Consider the following 23,334-nt stretch of genomic DNA (forward strand, 5'->3'; position numbering starts at 1 on the left):
AATGTGTGAAGGCCCCCTGTAGGAGCGAGCTTGCTCGCGAAAGCGGTGGATCAGTCAACATCTCTGTTGGATGTGAAGCCGCCTTCGCGGGCAAGCCCGCTCCCACAGGGGGAGCGGTCAGCAGTTAATCGAGCAAGGAAATCGCAGTCGGTGCGTCGTCGCCGACCAGCGCCAGGTCTTCGAATTCGTTGACGGCGTTGATCTCGGTGCCCATGGAAATGTTGGTCACGCGCTCCAGGATGATCTCGACGATCACTGGCACCTTGAACTCTTCGATCAGCTCCTGGGCCTTGCGCAGGGCAGGCTGGATCTGAGCCGGTTCGAACACACGCAGTGCCTTGCAGCCCAGGCCTTCGGCCACCGCGACGTGGTCGACACCGTAGCCGTTGAGTTCCGGCGCGTTCAGGTTGTCGAAGGACAGCTGTACGCAGTAGTCCATGTCGAAACCGCGCTGCGCCTGACGGATCAGGCCCAGGTACGAGTTGTTCACCACGACGTGGATGTACGGCAGCTTGAACTGCGCGCCCACCGCCAATTCCTCGATCATGAACTGGAAGTCATAGTCCCCCGACAGGGCCACGACTTTACGGTTCGGATCGGCCTTGACCACGCCCAGTGCTGCCGGAATGGTCCAGCCCAACGGGCCTGCCTGACCGCAGTTGATCCAGTGACGCGGCTTGTAGACGTGCAGGAACTGCGCGCCGGCAATCTGCGACAGACCGATGGTGCTGACGTAGCAGGTGTCTTTGCCAAACACCTGGTTCATTTCTTCGTAAACGCGTTGCGGCTTGACCGGCACGTTGTCGAAGTGAGTCTTGCGCTGCAGGCTGGCTTTACGCTGCTGGCAGTCTTGCAGCCAGGCGCTGCGGTTCTTCAGCTTGCCGGCGGCTTGCCATTCGCGAGCGACTTCGATGAACACGGTCAGCGCGGCAGCGGCGTCGGAAACGATGCCCAGGTCCGGGGTGAACACGCGGCCGATCTGAGTGCCTTCGATGTCGACGTGAATGAACTTGCGGCCTTCGGTGTAGACGTCGACCGAACCGGTGTGACGGTTGGCCCAACGGTTACCGATACCCAGAACCACGTCGGATTTCAGCATGGTCGCGTTGCCGTAGCGGTGCGAGGTCTGCAAGCCAACCATGCCCACCATCAGCGGGTGATCGTCCGGAATGGTGCCCCAGCCCATCAGGGTCGGGATGACCGGGATGCCGGTCAGCTCAGCGAACTCGACCAGCAGATCGCTGGCATCGGCGTTGATGATGCCACCACCGGCGACCAGCAATGGACGCTCGGCCTGATCCAGCATGGCCAGGGCTTTTTCAACCTGGACGCGGGTAGCGCTCGGCTTGGCCAATGGCAGCGGCTGGTAGGCGTCGATGTCGAATTCGATTTCGGCCATCTGCACGTCGAACGGCAGGTCGATCAGCACCGGGCCTGGACGGCCGGAGCGCATTTCATAAAAGGCTTTCTGGAACGCGTAAGGCACCTGGCCCGGTTCCATGACGGTGGTTGCCCACTTGGTCACTGGCTTGACGATGGTGGTGATGTCGACAGCCTGGAAGTCTTCCTTGTGCATACGGGCGCGGGGTGCCTGGCCGGTAATGCAGAGGATTGGAATCGAGTCGGCCGAGGCGCTGTAGAGCCCGGTGACCATGTCGGTACCGGCAGGGCCGGAAGTGCCGATGCACACGCCGATGTTGCCGGCCTTGGTGCGGGTGTAGCCCTCGGCCATGTGCGAGGCGCCTTCAACGTGGCGAGCGAGTACGTGATCGATGCCGCCGACCTTTTGCAGGGCGGAGTACAGCGGGTTGATGGCGGCACCCGGGATGCCAAAAGCGGTATCGACCCCTTCACGGCGCATCACCAGAACGGCGGCTTCGATTGCTCTCATTTTGCTCATGGTTTTGTGCCTCTTTACGTTTTGTAATTGTATACAAGTGGCTTTGCGCAGAGTGTATTCACGGCGGACGGCGCAGGTCAATCCATTTTCTCAAGCGCTTGTTTCATTCGTCGGAAGCCGGTTCTGCTGTGGCTTTTCGTCGCATGTGGCGCCTTTCGAGAATTATTGTATACAAAAAAATAATTCATTGTGTTCTATTTGTTGCATCGGGCTGCGACGCAAGCGCGCAGCCCACCGACTTTCCGAAAAACAAAATGAGGACGGCACCATGAGCGCTTTAACCTTGAAAGTCGCAGTCAACCTGGTCAACGAGGCCATCACTGCAGGGCGTGCAATCTCCGCGGCACCCTTGACCATTGCGGTACTGGATGCCGGTGGGCATCTGATCACCCTGCAACGCGAAGACGGCGCCAGCCTGCTGCGCCCGCACGTCGCCATCGGCAAAGCCTGGGGCGCCATCGCGCTGGGCAAGGGTTCACGCCTGCTGGCGCTGGACGCCCAGCAACGCCCGGCGTTTATCGCCGCGTTGAACAGCCTGGGGCAGGGCAGCGTCGTGCCGGCACCGGGTGGTGTGCTGGTTCGGGATCAGGACGGGAACGTGCTGGGTGCGGTGGGGATCAGCGGCGATTTGTCGGATGTCGACGAGCAGTGCGCGATCAATGCCATCGAGGCGTTGGGGTTGGTGGCGGATGCGGGGGTGGCGGCTTGATCTTTAGCGCCTGACCTAATGCCATCGCGAGCAGGCTCGCTCCTACCATGATCGAAGGTGCTCACATATTTTATGTACACCATCAGACCCTGTGGGAGCGGGCTTGCCCGCGATGGCTATCGACAGGACACATCCAGCTAAAAGCCTGCATGACCATCCAGTATTTCCGGGGCTAGCCTTCTCATGACTTCATCATGAGAGTGGCAAAGGAATGTCCGATTCACCTGCTTCACATCGCCTGCGTACGGGTCGCTATGCCGAACCCAATCGAATCTATTTACTGACCACCAATACGCTTCGCCGTGAGCCGGTTTTTGCCGATTACGCTTTGGGCAGATTGGTGGTGCATCAGTTTCGGCAGGCACAAAGCCTAGGATTGGCAAATTCATTGGCTTGGGTTGTCATGCCTGACCATTTCCACTGGTTGGTGGAATTGGAGAAATGCTCACTCAGTAGTTTGATGCGGCAAACCAAGTCACTGACAACGCGGGAGGTGAACCTTTCCAGTGCCAGGCACGGGCCACTCTGGCAACAGGGTTATCACGACCGAGCACTGAGGCGAGATGAGGATTTGGTGAAGATGGCGCGATATGTTGTGGCCAACCCGTTGCGGGCTGGGCTTGTAGAGCGTCTTGGCGACTATCCGTTGTGGGATGCGATTTGGGTCTGATCCACTCCCGAGTTGCCGCCATCGCGGGCAAGCCCGCTCCCACAGGGATATTTGTCGGTCACAGAATTTGAATTCAACACTGAAAATTGTGGGAGCGAGCCTGCTCGCGAAGGCCGCGCTGCGGTCTACCGCTCCGGCTCACACCCCTTCAACACCAACCGGATAATCGTCTGCGCCGCCGCTTCATAATCTTCTTCATCCAGCCTGGCTTTGCCGGTGATGGCGGTGATTTGCCAGTCGAAGTCGGCGTAGGTCTGGGTCGCGGCCCAGATGCTGAACATCAGATGGTTGGGGTCGATGGGGGCTATTTGCCCGCGGTCGATCCAGGTCTGGATGCACTCGATGTTGTGTTTGGCCTGGCCATTGAGCTGTTCGACCAGATCGCTGCTCAGGTGGGGGGCGCCGTGCATGATTTCGCTGGCGAACACCTTGGAGGCGAATGGCAGGTCGCGGGAGATGCGGATCTTCGAGCGAATGTAGCCGCTGAGCACTTCACCGGGCTCGCCGTCCGGATTGAATGGTGTCGAAGCCTGCAGGATGGGCTCGATGATGCTTTCCAGAACCTCGCGGTAGAGGTTTTCCTTGGACTTGAAGTAGTAGTAGACGTTGGGCTTGGGCAATCCCGCCTTGGCTGCGATGTCGCTGGTTTTGGTCGCAGCGAAGCCTTTGTCGGCGAATTCCTCACTGGCGGCACGCAGGATCAGTTGTTTGTTGCGCTCGCGGATAGTGCTCATAAACCGGGTGATTCCTTGCCTGTTCTGGCGGTTGCGCATGGTATCACCGGCCTCGCGCGGCGCTCAAGAATGCACCGCGACCCGTTATGCCGCGCTATGCTGCTGCGCATTCATTACAGAAGGAAACCCGATTCATGGCAGGAAGCAGTTTGCTGGTGCTGATCGACGACATCGCGACCGTGCTGGACGACGTGTCTTTGATGACCCAAATGGCCGCCAAGAAAACGGCCGGTGTACTCGGTGACGATCTGGCACTCAATGCCCAACAAGTCAGTGGCGTACGTGCCGAACGGGAAATCCCGGTGGTCTGGGCGGTCGCCAAGGGATCGTTCATCAATAAACTGATCCTGGTGCCATCGGCGCTGGCGATCAGTGCGTTCATTTCTTGGCTGGTCACGCCGTTGTTGATGGTCGGCGGTGCCTATCTGTGCTTCGAAGGGTTTGAGAAGCTCGCCCACAAGTTCCTGCACAGCAAGGCTGAAGATGTCGCCGAGCATGCGCAGTTGGTCGAGGCGGTGGCCGATCCTGCCATCGACCTGGTGGCGTTCGAGAAGGACAAGATCAAAGGCGCGATCCGCACCGATTTCATTCTTTCGGCAGAAATCATCGCCATCACCCTCGGCACCGTGGCCGGCGCGCCATTGCCCCAGCAAATCATCGTGCTTTCGGGCATTGCCATTGTCATGACCGTCGGCGTGTACGGATTGGTCGCGGGTATCGTCAAGCTCGACGACCTCGGCCTGTGGTTGACCCAGAAACCCGGGCAGATGGCGAAAAGCATCGGCGGCGGGATTCTGCGTGCGGCGCCGTACATGATGAAGAGCCTGTCGGTGATTGGTACGGCGGCGATGTTTCTGGTGGGCGGCGGGATCCTCACGCACGGTGTGCCGGTGGTGCATCACTGGATCGAAAGTGTCGGTGCAGCGGCGGGCGGTGGCGGATTTATCGTGCCGGTGTTGCTCAATGGAGTAGCAGGAATTGTGGCGGGTGCGGTGGTGTTGATTGGCGTGATGGCCGTCAGCAAGATCTGGAAAGCCCTGAAAGGCTGAAGACAACACATGACAACTGTGGGAGCGAGCCTGCTCGCGATGGCGGTGTAACAGTCAACATCAATGTTGAATGTAACGGCCTCATCGCGAGCAATCGAGCGTCGACCGGCTGCTCCCACAGTGTTTTTGGGGTGCCTTGTTTATTCGGCGATCTGCAACTTGCGCGCTTCGGTGTACACGTAACGCACTTTCTCGTACTCGAATGGCGAGTTCATCTGGCCATAGCGGAAGCTGGTCTGGTGGCGCTTGTCGATGCCGCGCAGGATCAAGACTTCCGGATGGTTGGAGCTGACTTCGGCGACGTTGAGGAAGTTGATCGCATTCTCGGCCGAGTAATCCACCAGCAGGCCGCCGGTGTCACGCAGGTTCGACGGACCGAGGATCGGCAGGACGAAATAAGCGCCGCCCGGCACGCCGTAGAAGCCCAGCGTCTGGCCAAAGTCTTCGCTCTGGCGCGGCAGGCCCATGGCGGTGGCCGGGTCCCACAGGCCGGCGATGCCGATGGTGGTGTTGAGCAGCAGTCGCCCGGTGGTTTCCAGCGAGCGCTGGCCCTTGAGTTGCAGCAGGCTGTTCATCAGGTTCGGCACGTCGCCGAGGTTGTTGAAGAAGTTGCTGACGCCGGTGCGCAGGAAGCTCGGGGTGACGTAGCGGTAACCATTGACCACCGGCAGGAACACCCATTGGTCGAAGCGGTAGTTGAAGTGATAGACGCGCCGGTTCCACTCTTCCAGCGGATCGTAGACGGCCAGTGCGTTGAGCGTCGACCGTTCGAACTCGCGCTGATCCAGGCCCGGGTTGAATTTGAGTTTGCTCAGCGGCTCCTTGAAGCCGTCGCTGTCGACGACCACGGGGGCGTTGGCTTTGCTGTTGTCGGCATTGGCGACGCCTGCGCAGAGTAGCGCTGCGAAAAGCAGGAGATATTTAGCCACGGAAAAACTCCAGCATGGCGTCGCTGTTGACGCGGTAGTTAATGTTGCCGCAATGGCCGCCATACGGGTAAACGGTCAGGCGATCACCGAAGGTCTTGCGCAGGAAGCCCAGGTCGCCAGGGCCGAGGATCACGTCATCGGCGTTGTGCATGACCGCGATTTTCGGGCTTTCGTGCAGGTAGTCCTTCAGCGCATACAGGCTCACCTGGTCAATCAGTTGCAGCAGGCTGCCGCCGTCGGTGCGGGCGCGCCACATCGGGATCACTTGTTCGGTGATGTAGCAGTCGAAGTCGCATTGCAGCGCACGCTTGAGGAATGGGGTGAGGCTGGTGCCCTCGGTGATCGGGAACTTGGGTGGGGTGATCAGGCCGCGACGGTTGACCAGGTCCGAAGTGAAGGCAATGTCGGCCGCGGAAAAGCGGAACGAGGTGCCGATCAGCATGGCCATCTGTTCGTTGGTCAGGTGCTGCTTGGACTGCTGGAAGTCGTAGAGCAGGGCGTCATTGAGGTCGATGTAGCCCTTCTGCTGGAAGTAGCGGGTCAGCTTGTCCAGTACCAGTTCATAGAATGTGGTGCTGGTGTTGATGCCCTTGACCTCGGTCTGGACCAGCTTGTCGAGGTTGGTGATCGAGGTGTAGAGGTTGACCGGCGGGTTGAGCAGCAGGACTTTCTTGAAGTTGAAGCTGCGGCGGGTTTCGTCCAGGTGCGAGACGAAAGCGGCATCCAGTGCACCCAGGCTGTACCCGGTCAGGTAGTAATCGGTGATCGGCATTTTCGGGTTCTGTGCCCGCACGGCCTGCATCACCCGGTACAGATCTTCGGCGTCTTCCTTGGAAACACCCGGCGTGGCGAAGCGTGATGCGGCGCTCATGAAGTCATAGCTGGTGGGCGATGACAACTGCACCACGTGGTAGCCGGCTTTGTAATAGAGCTTCTTCAGGTATTCGTTCAGGGTACTGTCATAGCGCGCGCCGGTGCCGGCGATCAGGAACATCAGCGGTGCGGCGTGATCCTGCGTGGCAATGCGATAGTCGAGTTTCTTGACCGCCCAGAAATTGTCCGGCAATTCGAACGCCCGTTCCGGACGCAAGGTGACGCTGCGCACTTCCTGATCGATGTCGTCGTCCAGGGGTAACTCCGGACGCAGGTCCGGTGGCGTGGTCGCGATGGTCGCCTCGAACGGGTTGGTCAGGGGGTAGCCGTAACTGGCGGCGTCAATGTCGACCGCCAGTGCGGACGCACTCAATATAAGGCCGCCAAACAGGGCAGCGAAGCGCAAGGAACGGAGCATGACTAAATCCCTTAGAAGAAGGTGCCGAATGAATTTCGCAGGCTATGACCACCGGATTTGCGCCAAAGTGCCAACCCTCGGCACCAAACAGGCTTATTTTCGAAGTAATAGTAGCTGGACGATACACTTTGCAGCGATTGAATGACCAGTTATCAGTTGTTATCGCTTGCGAAACCCTTGAGGGCGATTAAGCTGGCCGCCGTTTTTCGCCAATTGGAGTGTTTCATGTCCCGCCGCCTGCCTGTGATCCTGCTGCTTGTTTTGCTGCCTGTCTGGCTTGCCGCCAGTTATGGCGCGCGTTATGGCTTCATGGAGGATGCGCAGTGGGTCGGCATTTGCGTGGATGAGGCCAATCGTTGGGAATGCCAGGTGCGTTCGAACCTGGGGCTGATGATTCACTTCGGGGTGCTGGCTTGGGCTGCGTTGGCAGCTGCGATCGTCGGCTTCGTTGTGCCGGGGCGGGCAGGGTGGTGGCTGGCGGTGCTGGCGCTGGTGTTCGGGTTTCCGGCACTGGCGTTGTACAACACGACGCTGGCGGTGTTTGCGGTGGTGATTGCGGGGTTGCGGTTGGTCAGAGAGTCCCGCGGCGTCTGACCGTCAGCCATCGCGGGCAAGTCGGATCGCCGCACCGCCGCTCCCACAGGGTTATTCAGTGAACACAGAATTTGTGTACGACAAAGATCCTTGTGGGAGCGGGCTTGCCCGCGAAGAGGCCGGCTGAGTCGCTAAAGAATCAAGCCTTGCGAACCCGCAGGCAGCGCCACAACGCAGCCACCATCAACACACTCACCAGCGCCCAGCCCCAGGCCTGCTGGTTCTGCAAGCCTTCGCGGAACAGCTGCGGCGCAATGCCTGCCCCAATAATGAATGTCAGCAACGCAATCTCGCGGCGCGGCACGTTCACCGGGCGGCACAGATACACCAGCGCAGGCACGATGAACGCAACACTCGGGAAGCTGCGATAACGTGGATCGAGCACCAGTTCCAGCATCATCACGGCTGCCGCGAAACCTGTCGTTGCAACCAGCCAGCCAGCACGGCGTTCCAGCAGGTTGAAAGCCCGTCCACGCCAACCGCCACGAGGGCTCAACGTCAGCGCAGCATGGGCCAGCACCAGCAGATTCAGAGCGGTCAGCAATCCGACCCATAGCCATTCACTGGTAAAACGCGTGGTCACCCGTGCCAGGTCGCCCCAGGCGCCGATCGAGCACGCCGCCAATGCACCGAGCAGTGGCAGCACCAGCGCCGAGCGCGTCGTGCGAACCCGACCGCCGAGCAGCAAGGTGCCAATGAAGATCAATCCACCCACCGCCAGCCATTGCGGCCAGTACGGTACGTTTGTCACTGGCCCGGCCAGTACGCCCTTGTCCTGGCGATCGGCATCGAACAAACCCCAGTAACCACCGACCGCACCTTCACTGGCGCGTTTCCAGGGCTGGTCGAAGGCTTCGATCAGGTTGTAATGCCAACCTTGTTGCTCGGCCATGGCGACAAAGCCGCGAATGAACCTGGCTTCGTTGACCCGGCTCGGCAGGGCCGTTTCGCGCTGGCGACCTTCGCTTGGCCAGCCGGTTTCGCCGATCAGCACATCCTTGGGCGCGAACTTGTTGCCGAACACCTGGCGTACTTCGGCCACATGTTGCAGGGCGGCGTCAATGTTCGACGGATCATCTTCCCAGTACGGCAGCAAGTGGATGGTCAGGAAACCCACGGCGGGGGCGATTTCCGGATGCTTGAGCCAGAACTCCCAGACGTCGGCGTAGGTGACAGGCTGTTTGACCTGGCTCTTGACCTTGTTGATCAGCTTCGCCAATTGCGCGCCAGTGACTTCCTTGCGCAGCAGGGTTTCGTTGCCGACGATCACCGCGCTCACCACATCCGGGTTGGCGTTGGCCGAGGCGATCAGCAGGTCGACTTCTTTCTCGGTGTCCACCGGGTTGCTGTTGACCCAGGAGCCGATCATCAGCTTCAAGCCATGCTTGCGCGCAAGGTCCGGCAGGGCTTCCAGGCCGGTCATGGAATAGGTGCGAATGCACTCGAAGCTTTTGGACAGCAGCGCGAGGTCGGCATCCATACGCTCGGGGCGCAAGTTGAATGGCACGTCAAACGGCGATTGATCCTTGTCAAACGGGGTGTAGGAGGCGCATTGCAGCTTGTGCGTGGCGCTGGCCACGTCCGGCAGGACCACTGGTTTGCCGAGGCCGTACCAGAAGCCGCCAAGGGCAAACAGCCCGAGCAGGCAAGCGAATAGATAAGCAGCAAAAGGGAAGCGGGAGGTCGCGGACATGGTCAGGCCGTGTGGGAACAAAGCGGCGCATGTTACCTGCATTTGCCGCGTGCTTGGTGGCTTGCATGATTTTGACATGCAAAGTTCGGGCGGATCGGCAGGGGGTGTTTGTTGCGCTGAGGATTAATGGCTTTCTGATGTCGTTTCTCGATGCCTTGAGGTCGCTGGCAGAGCAGGTCGCCATGAGCGTCAGGTTGATTATCGCAAGTGTCAGTACTCCGCTGATGTTCGAACGAGTTTGCGGTGAGGCGTGATGGGCGTGATGGGGGCGCTGTGCACCATAACAATACGTTTAAGCGACTCGGCATCCGTCGAGCGCAGCACTTTCGGGGAAGTAACGATGAAGATGCGACGACTCTTGGGCGCAGGTGCCGCTTTGGTGCTGGCGATCAGTTCGACCGTGGCGAGCGCCGCCAGCAAGGAAGTGACGCTCGGTTATGTCGACGGCTGGTCGGACAGTGTCGCCACGACCAACGTGGCGGCTGAAGTGATCAGGCAGAAACTCGGTTATGACGTGAAACTGCAAGCCGTCGCTACCGGGATCATGTGGCAAGGCGTGGCCACCGGCAAACTCGACGCCATGCTGTCGGCCTGGCTGCCGGTGACCCACGGCGAATACTGGACGAAGAACAAGGATCAGGTCGTCGATTACGGCCCGAACTTCAAGGATGCGAAAATCGGCCTGATCGTGCCGGAATACGTTAAAGCCAAGACCATCGAGGACCTGAAAACCGACGACAGCTTCAAGAATCGCATCGTCGGCATCGACGCCGGTTCAGGCGTGATGCTCAAGACCGATCAGGCCATCAAGGACTACGACCTGACCGGCTATCAACTCAAGGCCAGTTCCGGCGCCGGCATGATCGCCGAGCTGACCCGTGCCGAGAAGAAAAACGAATCCATCGCCGTGACCGGCTGGGTGCCGCACTGGATGTTCGCCAAGTGGAAACTGCGCTTCCTCGAAGATTCGAAAGGCGTGTACGGCGCGGCTGAAACCGTGAACAGCATCGGCAGCAAAGGCCTGGAGGCCAAGGCGCCGGAAGTGGCCAAGTTCCTGAAGAACTTCCAGTGGGAATCCAAGGATGAAATCGGTCAGGTGATGCTGGCGATTCAGGATGGCGCCAAGCCTGAAGCCGCGGCGAAGGATTGGGTCGCCAAACACCCTGAGCGTGTGGCTGACTGGACCAAGTAACAAGGAACCTCGCTGTACCCTGTAGGAGCGAGCCTGCTCGCGATCGCAGTCTGTCAGCTGACTGAGAAGTCGCCTGACACGACGCTATCGCGAGCAGGCTCGCTCCTACATTTATTTGTTCATGCTGATAATTGGCGAAAACACCATGTGGTTCTAAGACTAAGGTCGTCTGGAACCTGCCCCGCAGCCGCATAGAGTGGATACCGTTCCAACTCAATCTGTGCTGCGAGGATAAAAACAATGAACGACAGCATTTACCTCTCGATTCAAAACAGCCCGCGCTTCAAGGAGCTGGTTAGCAAGAGGGAACGATTCGCCTGGATTCTATCGGCGATCATGCTAGGGCTTTACTCCGGATTCATCCTTCTGATTGCCTACGGGCCGCAGGTGCTGGGGGCGAAAATCAGCCCTGAGTCCTCGATTACCTGGGGCATACCGATCGGTGTCGGGCTGATTGTCTCGGCCTTCATCCTGACCGGTATCTACGTACGACGCGCCAACGGCGAGTTCGACGACCTGAACAATGCGATTCTCAAGGAGGCTCAGCAATGATCCGCCGTCTAATGGCTCTTTTGAGCATCGCAGCATTCGCACCCGGCGCCTGGGCGGCTGACGCCCTGACCGGTGCCGTGCAGAAGCAACCACTCAACGTATCCGCGATCGTTATGTTTGTCGCCTTCGTCGGTGCCACCCTGTGCATCACCTACTGGGCTTCCAAGCGTAATAATTCGGCAGCCGACTACTACGCCGCCGGCGGCAAGATCACCGGTTTCCAGAACGGTCTGGCGATTGCCGGTGACTACATGTCGGCTGCGTCCTTCCTGGGTATTTCCGCGCTGGTGTTCACCTCCGGCTACGACGGCCTGATCTACTCGATCGGCTTCCTGGTGGGCTGGCCGATCATTCTGTTCCTGATCGCCGAGCGCCTGCGTAACCTGGGTAAATACACCTTTGCCGACGTGGCGTCCTATCGCCTTGGGCAAACCCAGATCCGCTCGCTGTCCGCCTGCGGTTCGCTGGTGGTGGTGGCGTTCTACCTGATCGCGCAAATGGTCGGTGCCGGCAAGCTGATCCAGCTGCTGTTTGGTCTCGATTACCACGTTGCGGTGATCCTGGTCGGTATCCTGATGTGCATGTACGTGTTGTTCGGCGGCATGCTGGCGACCACCTGGGTGCAGATCATCAAGGCTGTGCTGCTGCTGTCCGGCGCCTCCTTCATGGCCCTGATGGTGATGAAGCACGTCAACTTCGACTTCAACATGCTGTTCTCCGAGGCGATCAAGGTTCACCCGAAAGCTGAAGCGATCATGAGCCCGGGCGGCCTGGTGAAAGATCCGATCTCGGCGTTCTCCCTCGGTCTGGCGCTGATGTTCGGTACCGCTGGCCTGCCGCACATCCTGATGCGCTTCTTCACCGTGAGTGACGCAAAAGAAGCTCGCAAGAGCGTGCTGTACGCAACCGGCTTCATTGGCTACTTCTACATCCTGACCTTCATCATCGGCTTCGGCGCGATCCTGCTGGTCAGCACCAACCCGGCTTTCAAAGACGCTGCTGGTGCCTTGCTGGGCGGTAACAACATGGCGGCGGTGCACCTGGCCAACGCGGTGGGTGGCAGTATCTTCCTGGGCTTCATCTCGGCGGTGGCGTTCGCGACCATTCTGGCAGTGGTTGCCGGTCTGACCCTGGCCGGTGCTTCGGCGGTGTCCCACGACCTGTACGCCAGCGTGATCAAGAAGGGCAAGGCCAACGAGAAGGACGAGATCCGCGTCTCGAAAATCACCACCATCGCCTTGGCGGTGCTGGCAATTGGTCTGGGTATCCTGTTCGAGAGCCAGAACATTGCGTTCATGGTGGGCCTGGCGTTCTCCATCGCGGCAAGCTGCAACTTCCCGGTACTGTTGCTTTCCATGTACTGGAAAAAGCTGACCACTCGCGGTGCGATGATCGGCGGCTGGATGGGGCTGGTCAGTGCCGTGGGCCTGATGGTGCTTGGTCCGACCATCTGGGTGCAGATCCTGCATCACGAGAAGGCCATCTTCCCGTATGAGTACCCGGCGCTGTTCTCGATGATGATTGCCTTTGTCGGGATCTGGTTCTTCTCGGTTACCGACAAGTCCACTGCTGCGGACAATGAGCGGGCGCTGTTCTTCCCGCAGTTTGTTCGTTCGCAGACTGGCCTGGGTGCAAGTGGTGCTGTTTCGCACTAAGCGTTCGGGTTTGACTGTTTAAGTTGTGTTGAATGGAAATGCCCTGGTCGAGAGACCGGGGCATTTTTTATTGGGCGGTAATCGACCTGAATTTGGTGGGTGTACCCGATTTACTGTGGGCGAGCCTGCTCGCGAAGGCGGCCTGACAGCCGACCTGACTTTTGTTGACCGCGTACATATCCATTCCTGCGGTAACGGCGACTTATGGTTCCGCTCTTACAGCGGGTCACTTTGGCAAACGCCCCAAAGTAACCAAAGGTCTCGCCCCTTACGTACGGCCCCTCGCTAAGGCTCGGGGTTCCTTCGCTGCGGTATTCATCCGGGGGCATTGCCCTCCGGTCGGCTTCGCTTCGACCTACATGCAATGAGTTCGACTGCGTCGAACGGCGCTGCGCGCCAATCCCCGGATGAACACCTCCGCTCAGCCTTCCGAGGGGGCGGGTGGATCAAGATCAAGAGCTGCAGGCGAGCTAACGCTCGGCCTGATGAGTGGTGAAGAGCGTGGGTGTACGCTGCTCTGCCTTTGCTCTTCTGTGGGAGCGGTGTCGAGCGCAAAATCCGTGTATATCCTCGTCTCCCTGTGGGAGCGAGCCTGCTCGCGATGACGGCCTGCCAGTCGACCAGGTACATCACAGCCGAACGAACCCGGCAAACAGGCCGGCCGGTAGGCCGCCTCGAGCGCTGTTGCGGTGTACGCCCACGGAGCAGGACCGGAGCGAGGGCATGCCGAGCCTTGGCGAGGCACCGAACGTCAGGGGCAAGAGCCCTTGGTTACTTGGGGCTTTTCCAAGTGACCCGCCGTAATTGGATGGACTCGCCCGCGCCGAGGCGTCAATGCGCCACGGGGGCAGTCTAAGAAGCCACCGACAGCGAGGGCGAATCCATGAAAAAGAATACGACGGTTAAACAGTCCCTGTCTCCAACCGATCTATCGACATGCACGACAGTGGCAGTCGATCTTGCCAAGCAGATATTCCAGGTCGCGGGGGAAGATGCCCTTGGCCAAGTGCTTTACGAAGAGCGAATCAAGTCGCGTGAAGCCTTTCATACCTTCCTGCGCAAACTGCCGCCAACCGTAGTGGTGCTGGTAGAAACGGGCCCAGGCGCTCAAGCATGGGCGCGGCAGCTACAGGCTCAGGGCAATCTGGCGCGAATTCTTCCGGCGCAACTTGTGGCCAAGCACCGCAGCGGCGCCAAAAATGATCGTAATGATGCCCGGGCCATATTGCGTGCGGGGCGCGACAGCAAAATTGCGGCGGTCCCCATCAAAAGTGCCACAGCACTGGCCATGCAGGCCTTGCACCGTGCCCGGCAGGGTTATGTCCGTCGGCGCACAGCCATGAGTAACCAGATGCGGGGCTTGCTGATGGAACACGGTATAACCCTGGCACAAGGTGATGTCGCTATCAGTCAGACCCTGCCTCGGGTGCTGGAAGACGCGACACAACCATTGCCAGACATATTGCGTGAGCTGATAGACGAGCTGCTGGGCGAGTGGCGTCAGTTAGGCGAACGGATCAACGTGCTGACCGGTCGCCTGGAGAGCGCCGCGAACGAGGATAAAACAGCCCGGCGACTGATGACCGTGCGCGGTATCGGCCCGATCATCGCCACAGCGCTTTTGGCCAAGGAGACCGAACCTGAACGTTTTGCCAATGCACGCCAGTTCGCGGCCTACTTTGGCATGGTGCCTGAGCAGAACAGCAGTGGGCAGAAGATTCGCCTGGGCAGGATGAGCAAACGAGGCGACAGCTATGTGCGCAGCCTGATGGTTCAAGGGGCTCACGCGGTATTGAGGCATTTGCGCCCTGATTCAGAGCAGCCCGACGATCGTCGGTTGCAACGTTGGCTGGGTCGACTGGGACGCAAGGAAGCGGCGATACGGTTGGCGAACCGCAACCTTCGAATCGTTTGGGTGCTGCTACAAAATGACCAGACTTACCGCAGCCAACCGGCCAATGGCCGGCCAGCTGCGCCAAGTTACTGATCGACAGCGTTCTGCCTCCGGGGCGCCAAGGCGCTCCAGCCCCTGCTAGAAAACATTGACCCCAGGTCAGACCGTCGCGGATCGATGCCTGCGCCCTTACCGGCCTTCGAGGCCTGAACGTAATCGGCATGCCGCGAGCTCAACCAATGTTGGCCAGAAGCCGAAGACAGCTTCCTCGAACAGGCCTTATACATAGATGCAACCGGGTAGCAGTGTTTGAAAAGCAGGTAGACCGTAGGGGCGAGTCCATACATAAGGGCGGAACCATTAGCGGCCGTAACCGCAGAAACGGATATGTACACCATCAAAAAGGCGCACAAACAAAAACGGCCTCCTGCTCTTTATATAAAAAGCAGAGGCCGTTCCCGGTACAACTCAACACCCTACAGCAAGACAGCGCTTACTTGCGGTCTTCCAGCTTTGTGATGTCACGCGACTCGTAGCCGGTGTACAACTGGCGCGGACGGCCGATCTTGTACGGGCTGGAGAGCATTTCCTTCCAGTGGGAGATCCAGCCGACGGTCCGCGCCAGGGCGAAGATCACGGTGAACATGCTGGTTGGAATGCCGATCGCCTTGAGGATGATCCCCGAGTAGAAGTCGACGTTCGGGTACAGCGAGCGTTCGATGAAGTACGGGTCGGTCAGGGCGATCTCTTCCAGGCGCATGGCCAGTTCGAGTTGCGGATCGTTCTGGATGCCCAGTTCCTTCAACACTTCGTCGCAGGTCTGCTTCATTACCGTGGCGCGCGGGTCGCGGTTTTTGTAGACGCGGTGACCGAAGCCCATCAGCTTGAACGGATCGTTCTTGTCCTTGGCCTTGGCGATGAACTTGTCGATGTTCGAAACATCGCCGATTTCATCGAGCATGGTCAGTACGGCTTCGTTTGCACCGCCGTGGGCAGGGCCCCACAGTGCAGCGATACCGGCGGCGATACAGGCGAACGGGTTGGCACCCGAAGAGCCGGCCAGGCGTACGGTGGAGGTCGAGGCGTTCTGCTCGTGGTCGGCATGGAGGATGAAGATCCGGTCCATGGCCTTGGCGAGCACCGGGCTGATCGGTTTGATCTCGCACGGGGTGTTGAACATCATGTGCAGGAAGTTTTCCGCGTACGACAGGTCGTTGCGCGGGTACATCATGGGTTGGCCCATGGAGTACTTGTAAACCATCGCGGCCAGGGTCGGCATCTTGGCAACCAGGCGGATCGCGGAGATTTCGCGATGCTGCGGGTTATTGATGTCCAGGGAGTCGTGGTAGAACGCCGAGAGGGCGCCGACTACGCCGCACATGACGGCCATCGGGTGGGCGTCGCGACGGAAGCCGTTGAAGAAGGTCTTCAGCTGCTCGTGAACCATGGTGTGGTTCTTCACGGTGCCGACGAACTGGGCCTTCTGTTCTGCGGTCGGCAGTTCGCCGTTGAGCAGCAGATAGCAGGTTTCCAGGTAGTCCGATTTTTCAGCCAGCTGTTCGATCGGGTAGCCGCGGTGCAGCAGAATGCCGTTGTCGCCGTCGATATAGGTGATCTTCGACTCGCACGAGGCGGTCGACATGAAGCCTGGGTCAAAGGTGAAACGGCCCGTGGCCGTCAGGCCCCGAACATCGATAACATCGGGACCAACGGTGCCGGTTAAAATGGGCAGCTCGACGGGGGCTGCGCCCTCGATGATCAACTGCGCTTTTTTGTCAGCCATGTGGCCTCCTATTTATGCTTGAAATCATCAGACAGACCCCCCACGCAGGGCCCGCACCACTATAGTGAGATAAATTCGAATGTCAATTTGCCTAAAGTCTTGCTCCAGAAGGCTTTAACCGGACTTTTTTCTCGAAATTGGCTGCCATTTACGCCTTTTATGTCAGTTGCGCAATCAGCTGTTTGGGTTAGGTGTTTGCGTTGTCATTAGTAGCCTAACTGTCTATACTCGGCCACCGACCGCCAAGGGCTTTTGGGCTTGCTTTCATTGGGGGTCGCATCCCTGGGTGGTGGTTACCTGACCAGTGCACTCCCCAACAACTTTGCCCTGATTGTTAGGGGCTCTTCAGTGTGAAAAAAAAGCCGTGAAAAGCCAACGACCTGTAAACCTAGACCTAAGGACCATCAAACTCCCAGTCACTGCTTACACGTCCATCCTTCACCGAATTTCCGGTGTCATCCTCTTCGTGTGCCTTGCCATCATGCTTTACGCATTGGACAAGTCGCTGAGCTCCGAGGAAGGCTTCGGTCAGGTGAAAGCGTGTCTGACCAGTCCGCTAGCCAAGCTAGTGACATGGGGCATCCTGTCCGCTCTGCTTTATCACCTGGTAGCCGGTGTGCGCCATTTGATCATGGACATGGGCATCGGTGAGACGCTGGAAGGCGGCAAGCTGGGCTCGAAAATCGTTATCGCCGTTTCCGTGGTGGTAATCGTTCTGGCAGGAGTTTGGATATGGTAACTAACGTCACGAACCTGTCGCGTTCGGGCCTCTATGACTGGATGGCGCAACGTGTGTCTGCGGTCGTTCTCGCGGCTTACTTCATCTTCCTGATCGGATACATCGTGGCCAACCCTGGCCTCGAGTACGCCCAGTGGCATGAACTGTTCGCCCATAACGGAATGCGTATCTTCAGCCTCCTGGCCCTCGTTGCCCTCGGCGCTCACGCCTGGGTCGGCATGTGGACCATCGCGACCGACTACCTGACGCCAATGGCGTTCGGCAAGTCCGCGACGGCTATACGTTTCCTTTTCCAGGCAGTCTGCGGCGTTGCGATGTTCGCTTACTTCGTCTGGGGCGTGCAGATTCTCTGGGGTATCTGAGTCATGGCTAACATTCCAACGATTTCTTTCGACGCCATCATTATTGGTGGTGGCGGTGCCGGCATGCGCGCAGCGCTGCAACTGGCACAGGGCGGTCACAAGACTGCCGTGATCACCAAGGTTTTCCCGACCCGTTCGCACACTGTATCCGCCCAGGGCGGCATCACCTGCGCAATCGCGTCCGCTGACCCGAACGATGACTGGCGCTGGCACATGTACGATACCGTCAAGGGTTCCGACTACATCGGTGACCAGGACGCTATCGAATACATGTGTCAGGAAGGCCCGGCTGCCGTTTACGAGCTGGACCACATGGGTATGCCATTCTCGCGTACCGAGCAAGGTCGTATCTACCAGCGTCCATTCGGTGGTCAGTCCAAGGACTACGGTAAAGGCGGCCAGGCTGCGCGTACTTGCGCTGCGTCCGACCGTACCGGTCACGCTCTGCTGCACACCCTTTATCAGGGCAACCTGAAAGCCGGTACCGTGTTCCTGAACGAGTACTACGCTGTCGATCTGGTGAAGAACGGCGAAGGCGAGTTCGTCGGCGTGATCGCCATCTGCATCGAAACCGGCGAAACCACCTACATCCGTGCCAAGGCCACCGTACTGGCTACCGGCGGTGCAGGTCGTATCTACGCTTCGACCACCAACGCCCTGATCAACACCGGTGACGGCGTTGGCATGGCGTTGCGTGCTGGCGTTCCGGTGCAGGATATCGAAATGTGGCAGTTCCACCCGACCGGTATCGCCGGCGCTGGTGTACTGGTTACCGAAGGTTGCCGTGGAGAAGGTGGCTACCTGATCAACAAGCACGGCGAGCGTTTCATGGAGCGTTATGCTCCGAACGCCAAAGACCTTGCCGGTCGTGACGTTGTTGCCCGTTCGATGGTTAAAGAGATCATCGCCGGCAACGGTTGCGGTCCGAATGGCGACCACGTAATGCTCAAACTCGACCATTTGGGCGAGGAAGTGCTGCACAGCCGTCTGCCAGGCATCTGCGAGCTGTCGAAGACTTTCGCCCACGTTGACCCGGTTGTTGCTCCGGTTCCGGTTGTTCCGACCTGCCACTATATGATGGGCGGCGTTCCGACCAACATTCACGGTCAGGCAATCACCCAGAACGACGAAGGCGTCGATGAGATCATCCCTGGCCTGTTCGCCGTGGGCGAAGTGGCTTGCGTATCGGTTCACGGTGCCAACCGTCTGGGCGGCAACTCGCTGCTCGACCTGGTGGTATTCGGCCGTGCTGCCGGCCTGCACCTGGAAAAGGCGCTGACCGACGGTATCGAATACGACGACGCCACCGACGCCGACATCCAGGCTGCCCTGGCGCGTCTGTCCGCCCTGAACGAGCGTACTGAAGGCGAAGACGTGGCTACCCTGCGTCGCGAGCTGCAAAACTGCATGCAGAACTACTTCGGTGTATTCCGTACTGGCGAATACATGCAGAAGGGTATTGCCCAGCTGGCTGACCTGCGCAAGCGCATCGCCAACGTGAAGATCAACGATAAGTCGCAGGCGTTCAACACTGCGCGTATCGAAGCTCTGGAACTGCAGAATCTGCTGGAAGTGGCCGAAGCCACCGCCATCGCTGCAGAAGTACGTAAAGAGTCCCGTGGTGCTCACGCCCGTGAAGACTTCGAAGATCGTGACGACGAAAACTGGCTGTGCCACACCCTGTACTTCCCGGGTGACAAGCGCGTGACCAAGCGTGCCGTGAACTTCTCGCCGAAGACTGTTCCGACTTTTGAACCTAAGATTCGGACTTATTAAGGGTGGCCGCCATGTTGCAAGTCAGCGTTTATCGTTACAACCCTGATCAGGACGCCGCGCCGTTCATGCAGGAATTCCAGGTTGATACCGGTGGTAAAGACCTGATGGTGCTGGACGTGCTGGCCCTGATCAAAGAGCAGGACGAGGGTTTCTCCTATCGTCGCTCTTGCCGTGAAGGTGTTTGCGGTTCCGACGGCATGAACATCAACGGCAAAAACGGCCTGGCATGCGTCACGCCGCTGTCTGCGGTCGTAAAAGGTAACAAGTTGATCGTTCGTCCTCTGCCAGGTTTGCCGGTTATCCGTGACCTGGTCGTCGATATGAGCATCTTCTACAAGCAATACGAGAAGGTTAAGCCATACCTGCAGAACGACACCCCGGCTCCGGCCATCGAGCGTCTGCAGTCCCCTGAAGAGCGTGAAAAGCTGGACGGTCTGTACGAGTGCATCCTGTGCGCCTGCTGCTCGACTTCCTGCCCGTCCTTCTGGTGGAACCCGGACAAGTTCCTGGGTCCAGCTGCCCTGCTGCAAGCGTACCGCTTCCTGGCAGACAGCCGTGACACCAAGACGTCCGAGCGTCTGGCTTCGCTGGATGACCCGTTCAGCGTATTCCGCTGCCGCGGGATCATGAACTGCGTCAGCGTATGTCCGAAAGGCCTGAACCCGACTAAGGCCATCGGTCACATCCGTAACATGTTGCTCTCAAGCGGCGTGTGATTCAGCTGCTGTACCCGCTGTACCCGTAGATGCTACGGCGCAGGCTTCAACCGGCGCCGTAGTTTTAACCTGAGCAGCAGCTTAAAAGGCTGCGGCTCTTATTTTGAAGAAATGAGACAAGCAGGGGCATCCGGGCTGGTACCCGGACTATCAGTGTGATCCTAGTGGCTTGTTTTGGTCGCTGCATTCGGACTTCTGCAAGTTTGCTCGGTGTCGACACCGGTGGTGTTCCCCTAACCGAGGGTGACCAAGCATGCAAGAAAGCGTGATGCAGCGCATGTGGAACAGTGCCTACCTATCCGGTAGTAACGCTGCCTATGTGGAAGAGCTTTACGAGCTCTACCTGCACGACCCTAACGCTGTGCCAGAAGAGTGGCGCACCTACTTCCAGAAGTTGCCTGCTGACGGCAACTCTGCCACCGATGTTTCGCACTCCACAATTCGCGATCATTTCGTCTTGCTGGCAAAGAACCAGCGCCGCGCCCAACCGGTTTCCGCCGGCAGCGTGAGCAGTGAGCACGAGAAGAAGCAAGTTGAAGTGCTGCGATTGATCCAGGCCTACCGTATGCGTGGCCACCAGGCAGCCCAGCTTGACCCGCTGGGACTGTGGCAGCGTCCTGCACCTGCAGACCTGTCGATCAATCATTACGGCTTGACCAATGCCGATCTTGATACGACCTTCCGTGCCGGCGACCTGTTCATCGGCAAAGAGGAAGCGAGCCTACGCGAAATTCACGAAGCGTTGCAGCAGACATATTGCCGCACCATCGGCGCTGAGTTCACGCACATCACCGATTCCGAGCAGCGCCAGTGGTTCCAGCAGCGTCTGGAAAGCGTGCGCGGTCGTCCGACGTACTCCGCCGACATCAAGAGCCACCTGCTTGAGCGCGTGACCGCCGGCGAAGGCCTGGAAAAATACCTGGGCACCAAATACCCGGGTACCAAGCGTTTCGGTCTGGAAGGCGGCGAAAGCCTGATTCCGATGCTCGACGAGCTGATCCAGCGTTCCGGTTCCTACGGCACCAAGGAAATCGTCATCGGCATGGCCCACCGTGGCCGTCTGAACGTGCTGGTCAACACCTTCGGCAAGAACCCGCGCGAGCTGTTCGACGAGTTCGAAGGCAAGAAGAAGGTCGAGCTGGGCTCCGGTGACGTGAAATACCACCAGGGCTTCTCGTCCAACGTGATGACCTCCGGCGGTGAAGTTCACCTGGCCATGGCGTTCAACCCGTCCCACCTGGAAATCGTTTCCCCGGTGGTCGAGGGTTCGGTTCGCGCCCGTCAGGATCGTCGTAACGATCCGACCGGTGAGAAGGTTCTGCCGATCTCCATCCACGGTGACGCTGCGTTCGCCGGTCAGGGCGTGGTCATGGAAACCTTCCAGATGTCGCAGACCCGCGGTTTCAAGACCGGCGGTACCGTGCACATCGTGATCAACAACCAGGTCGGTTTCACCATCAGTAACCCGCTGGACTCGCGTTCCACCGAGTACGCGACCGACGTTGCGAAAATGATCCAGGCGCCGATCCTCCATGTGAATGGTGATGATCCGGAAGCCGTATTGTTCGTGACCCAGCTGGCCATCGACTACCGCATGCAGTTCAAGCGTGACGTGGTGATCGACCTGGTCTGCTACCGTCGTCGCGGCCACAACGAGGCCGACGAGCCAAGCGGCACCCAGCCGATCATGTATCAGCAGATCACCAAACAGCGCACCACCCGTGAGCTGTATGCCGATCGTCTGACCCAGGGCGGTGTGCTGGACGCAGAGCGTGTTCAGGCGAAAGTCGACGAATACCGCAACGCACTGGACAACGGTCTTCACGTGGTGAAGAGCCTGGTCAAAGAGCCGAACAAAGAGTTGTTCGTGGATTGGCGTCCGTATCTGGGCCACGCCTGGACCGCACGTCACGACACTCGCTTCGATCTGAAGACCCTGCAGGAACTGTCCGCCAAGCTGCTGGAAATCCCGGAAGGCTTCGTGGTTCAGCGCCAGGTTGCCAAGATCTACGAAGACCGCCAGAAGATGCAAGCCGGCGGCCTGCCGATCAACTGGGGTTACGCCGAAACCATGGCGTACGCGACCCTGGCGTTCGAAGGTCACCCGATTCGCATGACTGGCCAGGACATCGGCCGCGGTACGTTCTCGCACCGCCATGCTGTCCTGCACAACCAGAAGGACGCGGGCACCTACATCCCGCTGCAGAACCTGTACGACGGCCAGCCACGTTTCGACCTGTACGATTCGTTCCTGTCCGAAGAAGCCGTACTGGCGTTCGAATACGGTTACTCGACCACCACGCCTGATGCGCTGGTGATCTGGGAAGCCCAGTTCGGCGACTTCGCCAACGGTGCCCAGGTGGTTATCGACCAGTTCATCACCAGTGGCGAGCACAAGTGGGGCCGTCTGTGCGGTCTGACCATGTTGCTGCCGCACGGTTACGAAGGTCAGGGGCCGGAGCACTCCTCGGCGCGTCTGGAGCGTTACCTGCAGCTGTGCGCCGAGCACAACATTCAGGTAGCCGTGCCGACTACGCCGGCACAGATCTATCATTTGCTGCGTCGTCAGGTGATTCGCCCGCTGCGCAAGCCTTTGATCGTTCTGACTCCGAAGTCGCTGCTGCGCCACAAGCTGGCCATCTCGACGCTGGAAGATCTGGCCGAAGGTTCGTTCCAGACCGTCATCCCGGAAATCGATGCCCAAGACCCGAAAAAGGTCGAGCGCGTTGTTCTGTGTAGCGGCAAGGTCTACTACGACCTGCTGGAAAAACGCCGTGCCGAAGGTCGTGACGACATCGCTGTCGTGCGTATCGAGCAGCTGTACCCATTCCCAGAGGACGACTTGAAAGAAGTCCTGGCGCCTTACACCAACGTCAAAGCTGCCGTTTGGTGTCAGGAAGAGCCGATGAACCAGGGTGCGTGGTACTGCAGCCAACACCACATGCGTCGCAGCATCAGCAACCTCAACAAGTCTCTCGTACTCGAGTACGCGGGCCGTGAGGCTTCTGCTGCACCAGCATGCGGTTACGCATCGATGCACGCCGAACAGCAGGAAAAACTGCTGCAAGACGCCTTTACTGTTTAACGCCTTCGCGC

The 23,334-nt window shown here is 59.0% G+C and carries 19 protein-coding genes; 13 read left to right on the forward strand and 6 right to left on the reverse strand.

Translation table 11 applies throughout. The features are described 5' to 3' along the window. Nucleotides 1-124 precede the first annotated feature (124 nt). Entirely contained in the window at nt 125-1,900 is a 1,776-nt protein-coding gene (gcl, locus tag AC3IX1_RS08275; RefSeq protein WP_223447957.1) for a glyoxylate carboligase, read from the reverse strand. A gap of 268 nt (nt 1,901-2,168) precedes the next feature. Here gcl and AC3IX1_RS08280 point away from each other — a divergent pair, with 268 nt between their 5' ends. Together AC3IX1_RS08280 and AC3IX1_RS08285 are read left to right on the forward strand one after the other, a co-directional pair. Next, entirely contained in the window at nt 2,169-2,609 is a 441-nt protein-coding gene (locus tag AC3IX1_RS08280; protein WP_150757696.1) for a GlcG/HbpS family heme-binding protein, read from the forward strand. 211 nt (nt 2,610-2,820) lie between these two features. Beyond that, entirely contained in the window at nt 2,821-3,279 is a 459-nt protein-coding gene (locus AC3IX1_RS08285; protein WP_489387807.1) for an REP-associated tyrosine transposase, read from the forward strand. 125 nt (nt 3,280-3,404) lie between these two features. On the opposite strand, the gene AC3IX1_RS08290 is transcribed toward AC3IX1_RS08285, so the two are convergent. Continuing rightward, nucleotides 3,405-4,013, reverse strand: a complete 609-nt coding sequence (locus AC3IX1_RS08290) for a TetR/AcrR family transcriptional regulator (protein WP_015096199.1) — start codon at nt 4,011-4,013, stop codon at nt 3,405-3,407. Nucleotides 4,014-4,147: 134 nt separating this feature from the next. Here AC3IX1_RS08290 and AC3IX1_RS08295 point away from each other — a divergent pair, with 134 nt between their 5' ends. After that, nucleotides 4,148-5,062: a DUF808 domain-containing protein gene (locus AC3IX1_RS08295; protein WP_489387808.1), complete on the forward strand. Its 915-nt coding sequence runs from the start codon at nt 4,148-4,150 to the stop codon at nt 5,060-5,062. 140 nt (nt 5,063-5,202) lie between these two features. On the opposite strand, the gene AC3IX1_RS08300 is transcribed toward AC3IX1_RS08295, so the two are convergent. Next, the gene (locus AC3IX1_RS08300) at nt 5,203-5,991 is read right to left on the reverse strand and encodes an MlaA family lipoprotein (protein ID WP_489387809.1); all 789 of its coding nucleotides are present in this window, start codon (nt 5,989-5,991) and stop codon (nt 5,203-5,205) included. Further along, nucleotides 5,984-7,282, reverse strand: a complete 1,299-nt coding sequence (locus AC3IX1_RS08305) for a serine/threonine protein kinase (protein ID WP_489387810.1) — start codon at nt 7,280-7,282, stop codon at nt 5,984-5,986. Before AC3IX1_RS08305 ends, AC3IX1_RS08300 begins: the two co-directional genes overlap by 8 nt. Before the next feature lie 225 nt (nt 7,283-7,507). Here AC3IX1_RS08305 and AC3IX1_RS08310 point away from each other — a divergent pair, with 225 nt between their 5' ends. Beyond that, nucleotides 7,508-7,876: a hypothetical protein gene (locus AC3IX1_RS08310; RefSeq protein ID WP_489387811.1), complete on the forward strand. Its 369-nt coding sequence runs from the start codon at nt 7,508-7,510 to the stop codon at nt 7,874-7,876. A 139-nt stretch (nt 7,877-8,015) separates the two neighbouring features. On the opposite strand, the gene AC3IX1_RS08315 is transcribed toward AC3IX1_RS08310, so the two are convergent. Further along, nucleotides 8,016-9,611 carry a glycoside hydrolase family 17 protein gene (locus tag AC3IX1_RS08315; protein ID WP_489387812.1) on the reverse strand — a complete coding sequence of 532 codons (1,596 nt, stop codon included), beginning with the start codon at nt 9,609-9,611 and terminating at the stop codon, nt 8,016-8,018. A 298-nt stretch (nt 9,612-9,909) separates the two neighbouring features. On the opposite strand from AC3IX1_RS08315, the gene AC3IX1_RS08320 reads away from it, so the two are divergent. From AC3IX1_RS08320 to AC3IX1_RS08335, 4 genes are all read left to right on the forward strand, one after another. Next, on the forward strand, nt 9,910-10,761 hold the full coding sequence (locus AC3IX1_RS08320) for a glycine betaine ABC transporter substrate-binding protein (protein WP_489387813.1): 852 nt from the start codon (nt 9,910-9,912) through the stop codon (nt 10,759-10,761). A gap of 240 nt (nt 10,762-11,001) precedes the next feature. Further along, nucleotides 11,002-11,313 (forward strand): DUF485 domain-containing protein, encoded by a 312-nt coding sequence (locus tag AC3IX1_RS08325; protein WP_008052644.1) that lies wholly within the window; start codon nt 11,002-11,004, stop codon nt 11,311-11,313. Then, on the forward strand, nt 11,310-12,968 hold the full coding sequence (locus AC3IX1_RS08330; protein WP_489387814.1) for a cation acetate symporter: 1,659 nt from the start codon (nt 11,310-11,312) through the stop codon (nt 12,966-12,968). The genes AC3IX1_RS08325 and AC3IX1_RS08330 overlap by 4 nt, the downstream gene beginning before the upstream one ends. An 883-nt stretch (nt 12,969-13,851) precedes the next feature. After that, on the forward strand, nt 13,852-14,955 hold the full coding sequence (locus AC3IX1_RS08335) for an IS110 family RNA-guided transposase (RefSeq protein WP_489385047.1): 1,104 nt from the start codon (nt 13,852-13,854) through the stop codon (nt 14,953-14,955). A 400-nt stretch (nt 14,956-15,355) separates the two neighbouring features. On the opposite strand, the gene gltA is transcribed toward AC3IX1_RS08335, so the two are convergent. Further along, nucleotides 15,356-16,645 carry a citrate synthase gene (gene gltA / locus AC3IX1_RS08340; protein WP_007959044.1) on the reverse strand — a complete coding sequence of 430 codons (1,290 nt, stop codon included), beginning with the start codon at nt 16,643-16,645 and terminating at the stop codon, nt 15,356-15,358. A gap of 364 nt (nt 16,646-17,009) precedes the next feature. Between gltA and sdhC the strand changes: the two genes are divergently transcribed. The 5 genes from sdhC to AC3IX1_RS08365 all read left to right on the forward strand — a co-directional run bounded on the left by sdhC (nt 17,010) and on the right by AC3IX1_RS08365 (nt 23,323). Beyond that, a complete protein-coding gene (gene sdhC / locus AC3IX1_RS08345; RefSeq protein WP_032829628.1) occupies nt 17,010-17,384 on the forward strand; it encodes a succinate dehydrogenase, cytochrome b556 subunit in 375 nt (124 codons plus the stop codon). After that, entirely contained in the window at nt 17,378-17,746 is a 369-nt protein-coding gene (gene sdhD, locus AC3IX1_RS08350; RefSeq protein WP_008049683.1) for a succinate dehydrogenase, hydrophobic membrane anchor protein, read from the forward strand. Before sdhC ends, sdhD begins: the two co-directional genes overlap by 7 nt. A 3-nt stretch (nt 17,747-17,749) precedes the next feature. After that, nucleotides 17,750-19,522, forward strand: a complete 1,773-nt coding sequence (gene sdhA, locus AC3IX1_RS08355; RefSeq protein ID WP_489387815.1) for a succinate dehydrogenase flavoprotein subunit — start codon at nt 17,750-17,752, stop codon at nt 19,520-19,522. Between the two features lie 11 nt (nt 19,523-19,533). Continuing rightward, nucleotides 19,534-20,238 carry a succinate dehydrogenase iron-sulfur subunit gene (locus AC3IX1_RS08360; protein ID WP_095944019.1) on the forward strand — a complete coding sequence of 235 codons (705 nt, stop codon included), beginning with the start codon at nt 19,534-19,536 and terminating at the stop codon, nt 20,236-20,238. Nucleotides 20,239-20,491: 253 nt separating this feature from the next. Continuing rightward, nucleotides 20,492-23,323, forward strand: a complete 2,832-nt coding sequence (locus AC3IX1_RS08365) for a 2-oxoglutarate dehydrogenase E1 component (RefSeq protein WP_223542121.1) — start codon at nt 20,492-20,494, stop codon at nt 23,321-23,323. Nucleotides 23,324-23,334 lie beyond the last annotated feature (11 nt).

It is taken from the genome of Pseudomonas sp. KH_046_2 (assembly GCF_057838985.1).

Bases quoted from the DNA above. Each gene is read 5' to 3' on its own strand.
- AC3IX1_RS08330 (WP_489387814.1), top strand. From the start codon at position 11,310: ATGATCCGCCGTCTAATGGCTCTTTTGAGCATCGCAGCATTCGCACCC.
- AC3IX1_RS08325 (WP_008052644.1), top strand. From the start codon at position 11,002: ATGAACGACAGCATTTACCTCTCGATTCAAAACAGCCCGCGCTTCAAG.
- AC3IX1_RS08335 (WP_489385047.1), top strand. From the start codon at position 13,852: ATGAAAAAGAATACGACGGTTAAACAGTCCCTGTCTCCAACCGATCTA.
- AC3IX1_RS08365 (WP_223542121.1), top strand. From the start codon at position 20,492: ATGCAAGAAAGCGTGATGCAGCGCATGTGGAACAGTGCCTACCTATCC.
- sdhD (WP_008049683.1), top strand. From the start codon at position 17,378: ATGGTAACTAACGTCACGAACCTGTCGCGTTCGGGCCTCTATGACTGG.
- AC3IX1_RS08315 (WP_489387812.1), bottom strand. From the start codon at position 9,611: ATGCAGGTAACATGCGCCGCTTTGTTCCCACACGGCCTGACCATGTCC.
- AC3IX1_RS08305 (WP_489387810.1), bottom strand. From the start codon at position 7,282: ATGCTCCGTTCCTTGCGCTTCGCTGCCCTGTTTGGCGGCCTTATATTG.
- AC3IX1_RS08285 (WP_489387807.1), top strand. From the start codon at position 2,821: ATGTCCGATTCACCTGCTTCACATCGCCTGCGTACGGGTCGCTATGCC.
- AC3IX1_RS08310 (WP_489387811.1), top strand. From the start codon at position 7,508: ATGTCCCGCCGCCTGCCTGTGATCCTGCTGCTTGTTTTGCTGCCTGTC.
- AC3IX1_RS08290 (WP_015096199.1), bottom strand. From the start codon at position 4,013: ATGAGCACTATCCGCGAGCGCAACAAACAACTGATCCTGCGTGCCGCC.
- AC3IX1_RS08320 (WP_489387813.1), top strand. From the start codon at position 9,910: ATGAAGATGCGACGACTCTTGGGCGCAGGTGCCGCTTTGGTGCTGGCG.
- gltA (WP_007959044.1), bottom strand. From the start codon at position 16,645: ATGGCTGACAAAAAAGCGCAGTTGATCATCGAGGGCGCAGCCCCCGTC.
- AC3IX1_RS08295 (WP_489387808.1), top strand. From the start codon at position 4,148: ATGGCAGGAAGCAGTTTGCTGGTGCTGATCGACGACATCGCGACCGTG.
- sdhA (WP_489387815.1), top strand. From the start codon at position 17,750: ATGGCTAACATTCCAACGATTTCTTTCGACGCCATCATTATTGGTGGT.
- gcl (WP_223447957.1), bottom strand. From the start codon at position 1,900: ATGAGCAAAATGAGAGCAATCGAAGCCGCCGTTCTGGTGATGCGCCGT.
- AC3IX1_RS08360 (WP_095944019.1), top strand. From the start codon at position 19,534: ATGTTGCAAGTCAGCGTTTATCGTTACAACCCTGATCAGGACGCCGCG.
- AC3IX1_RS08280 (WP_150757696.1), top strand. From the start codon at position 2,169: ATGAGCGCTTTAACCTTGAAAGTCGCAGTCAACCTGGTCAACGAGGCC.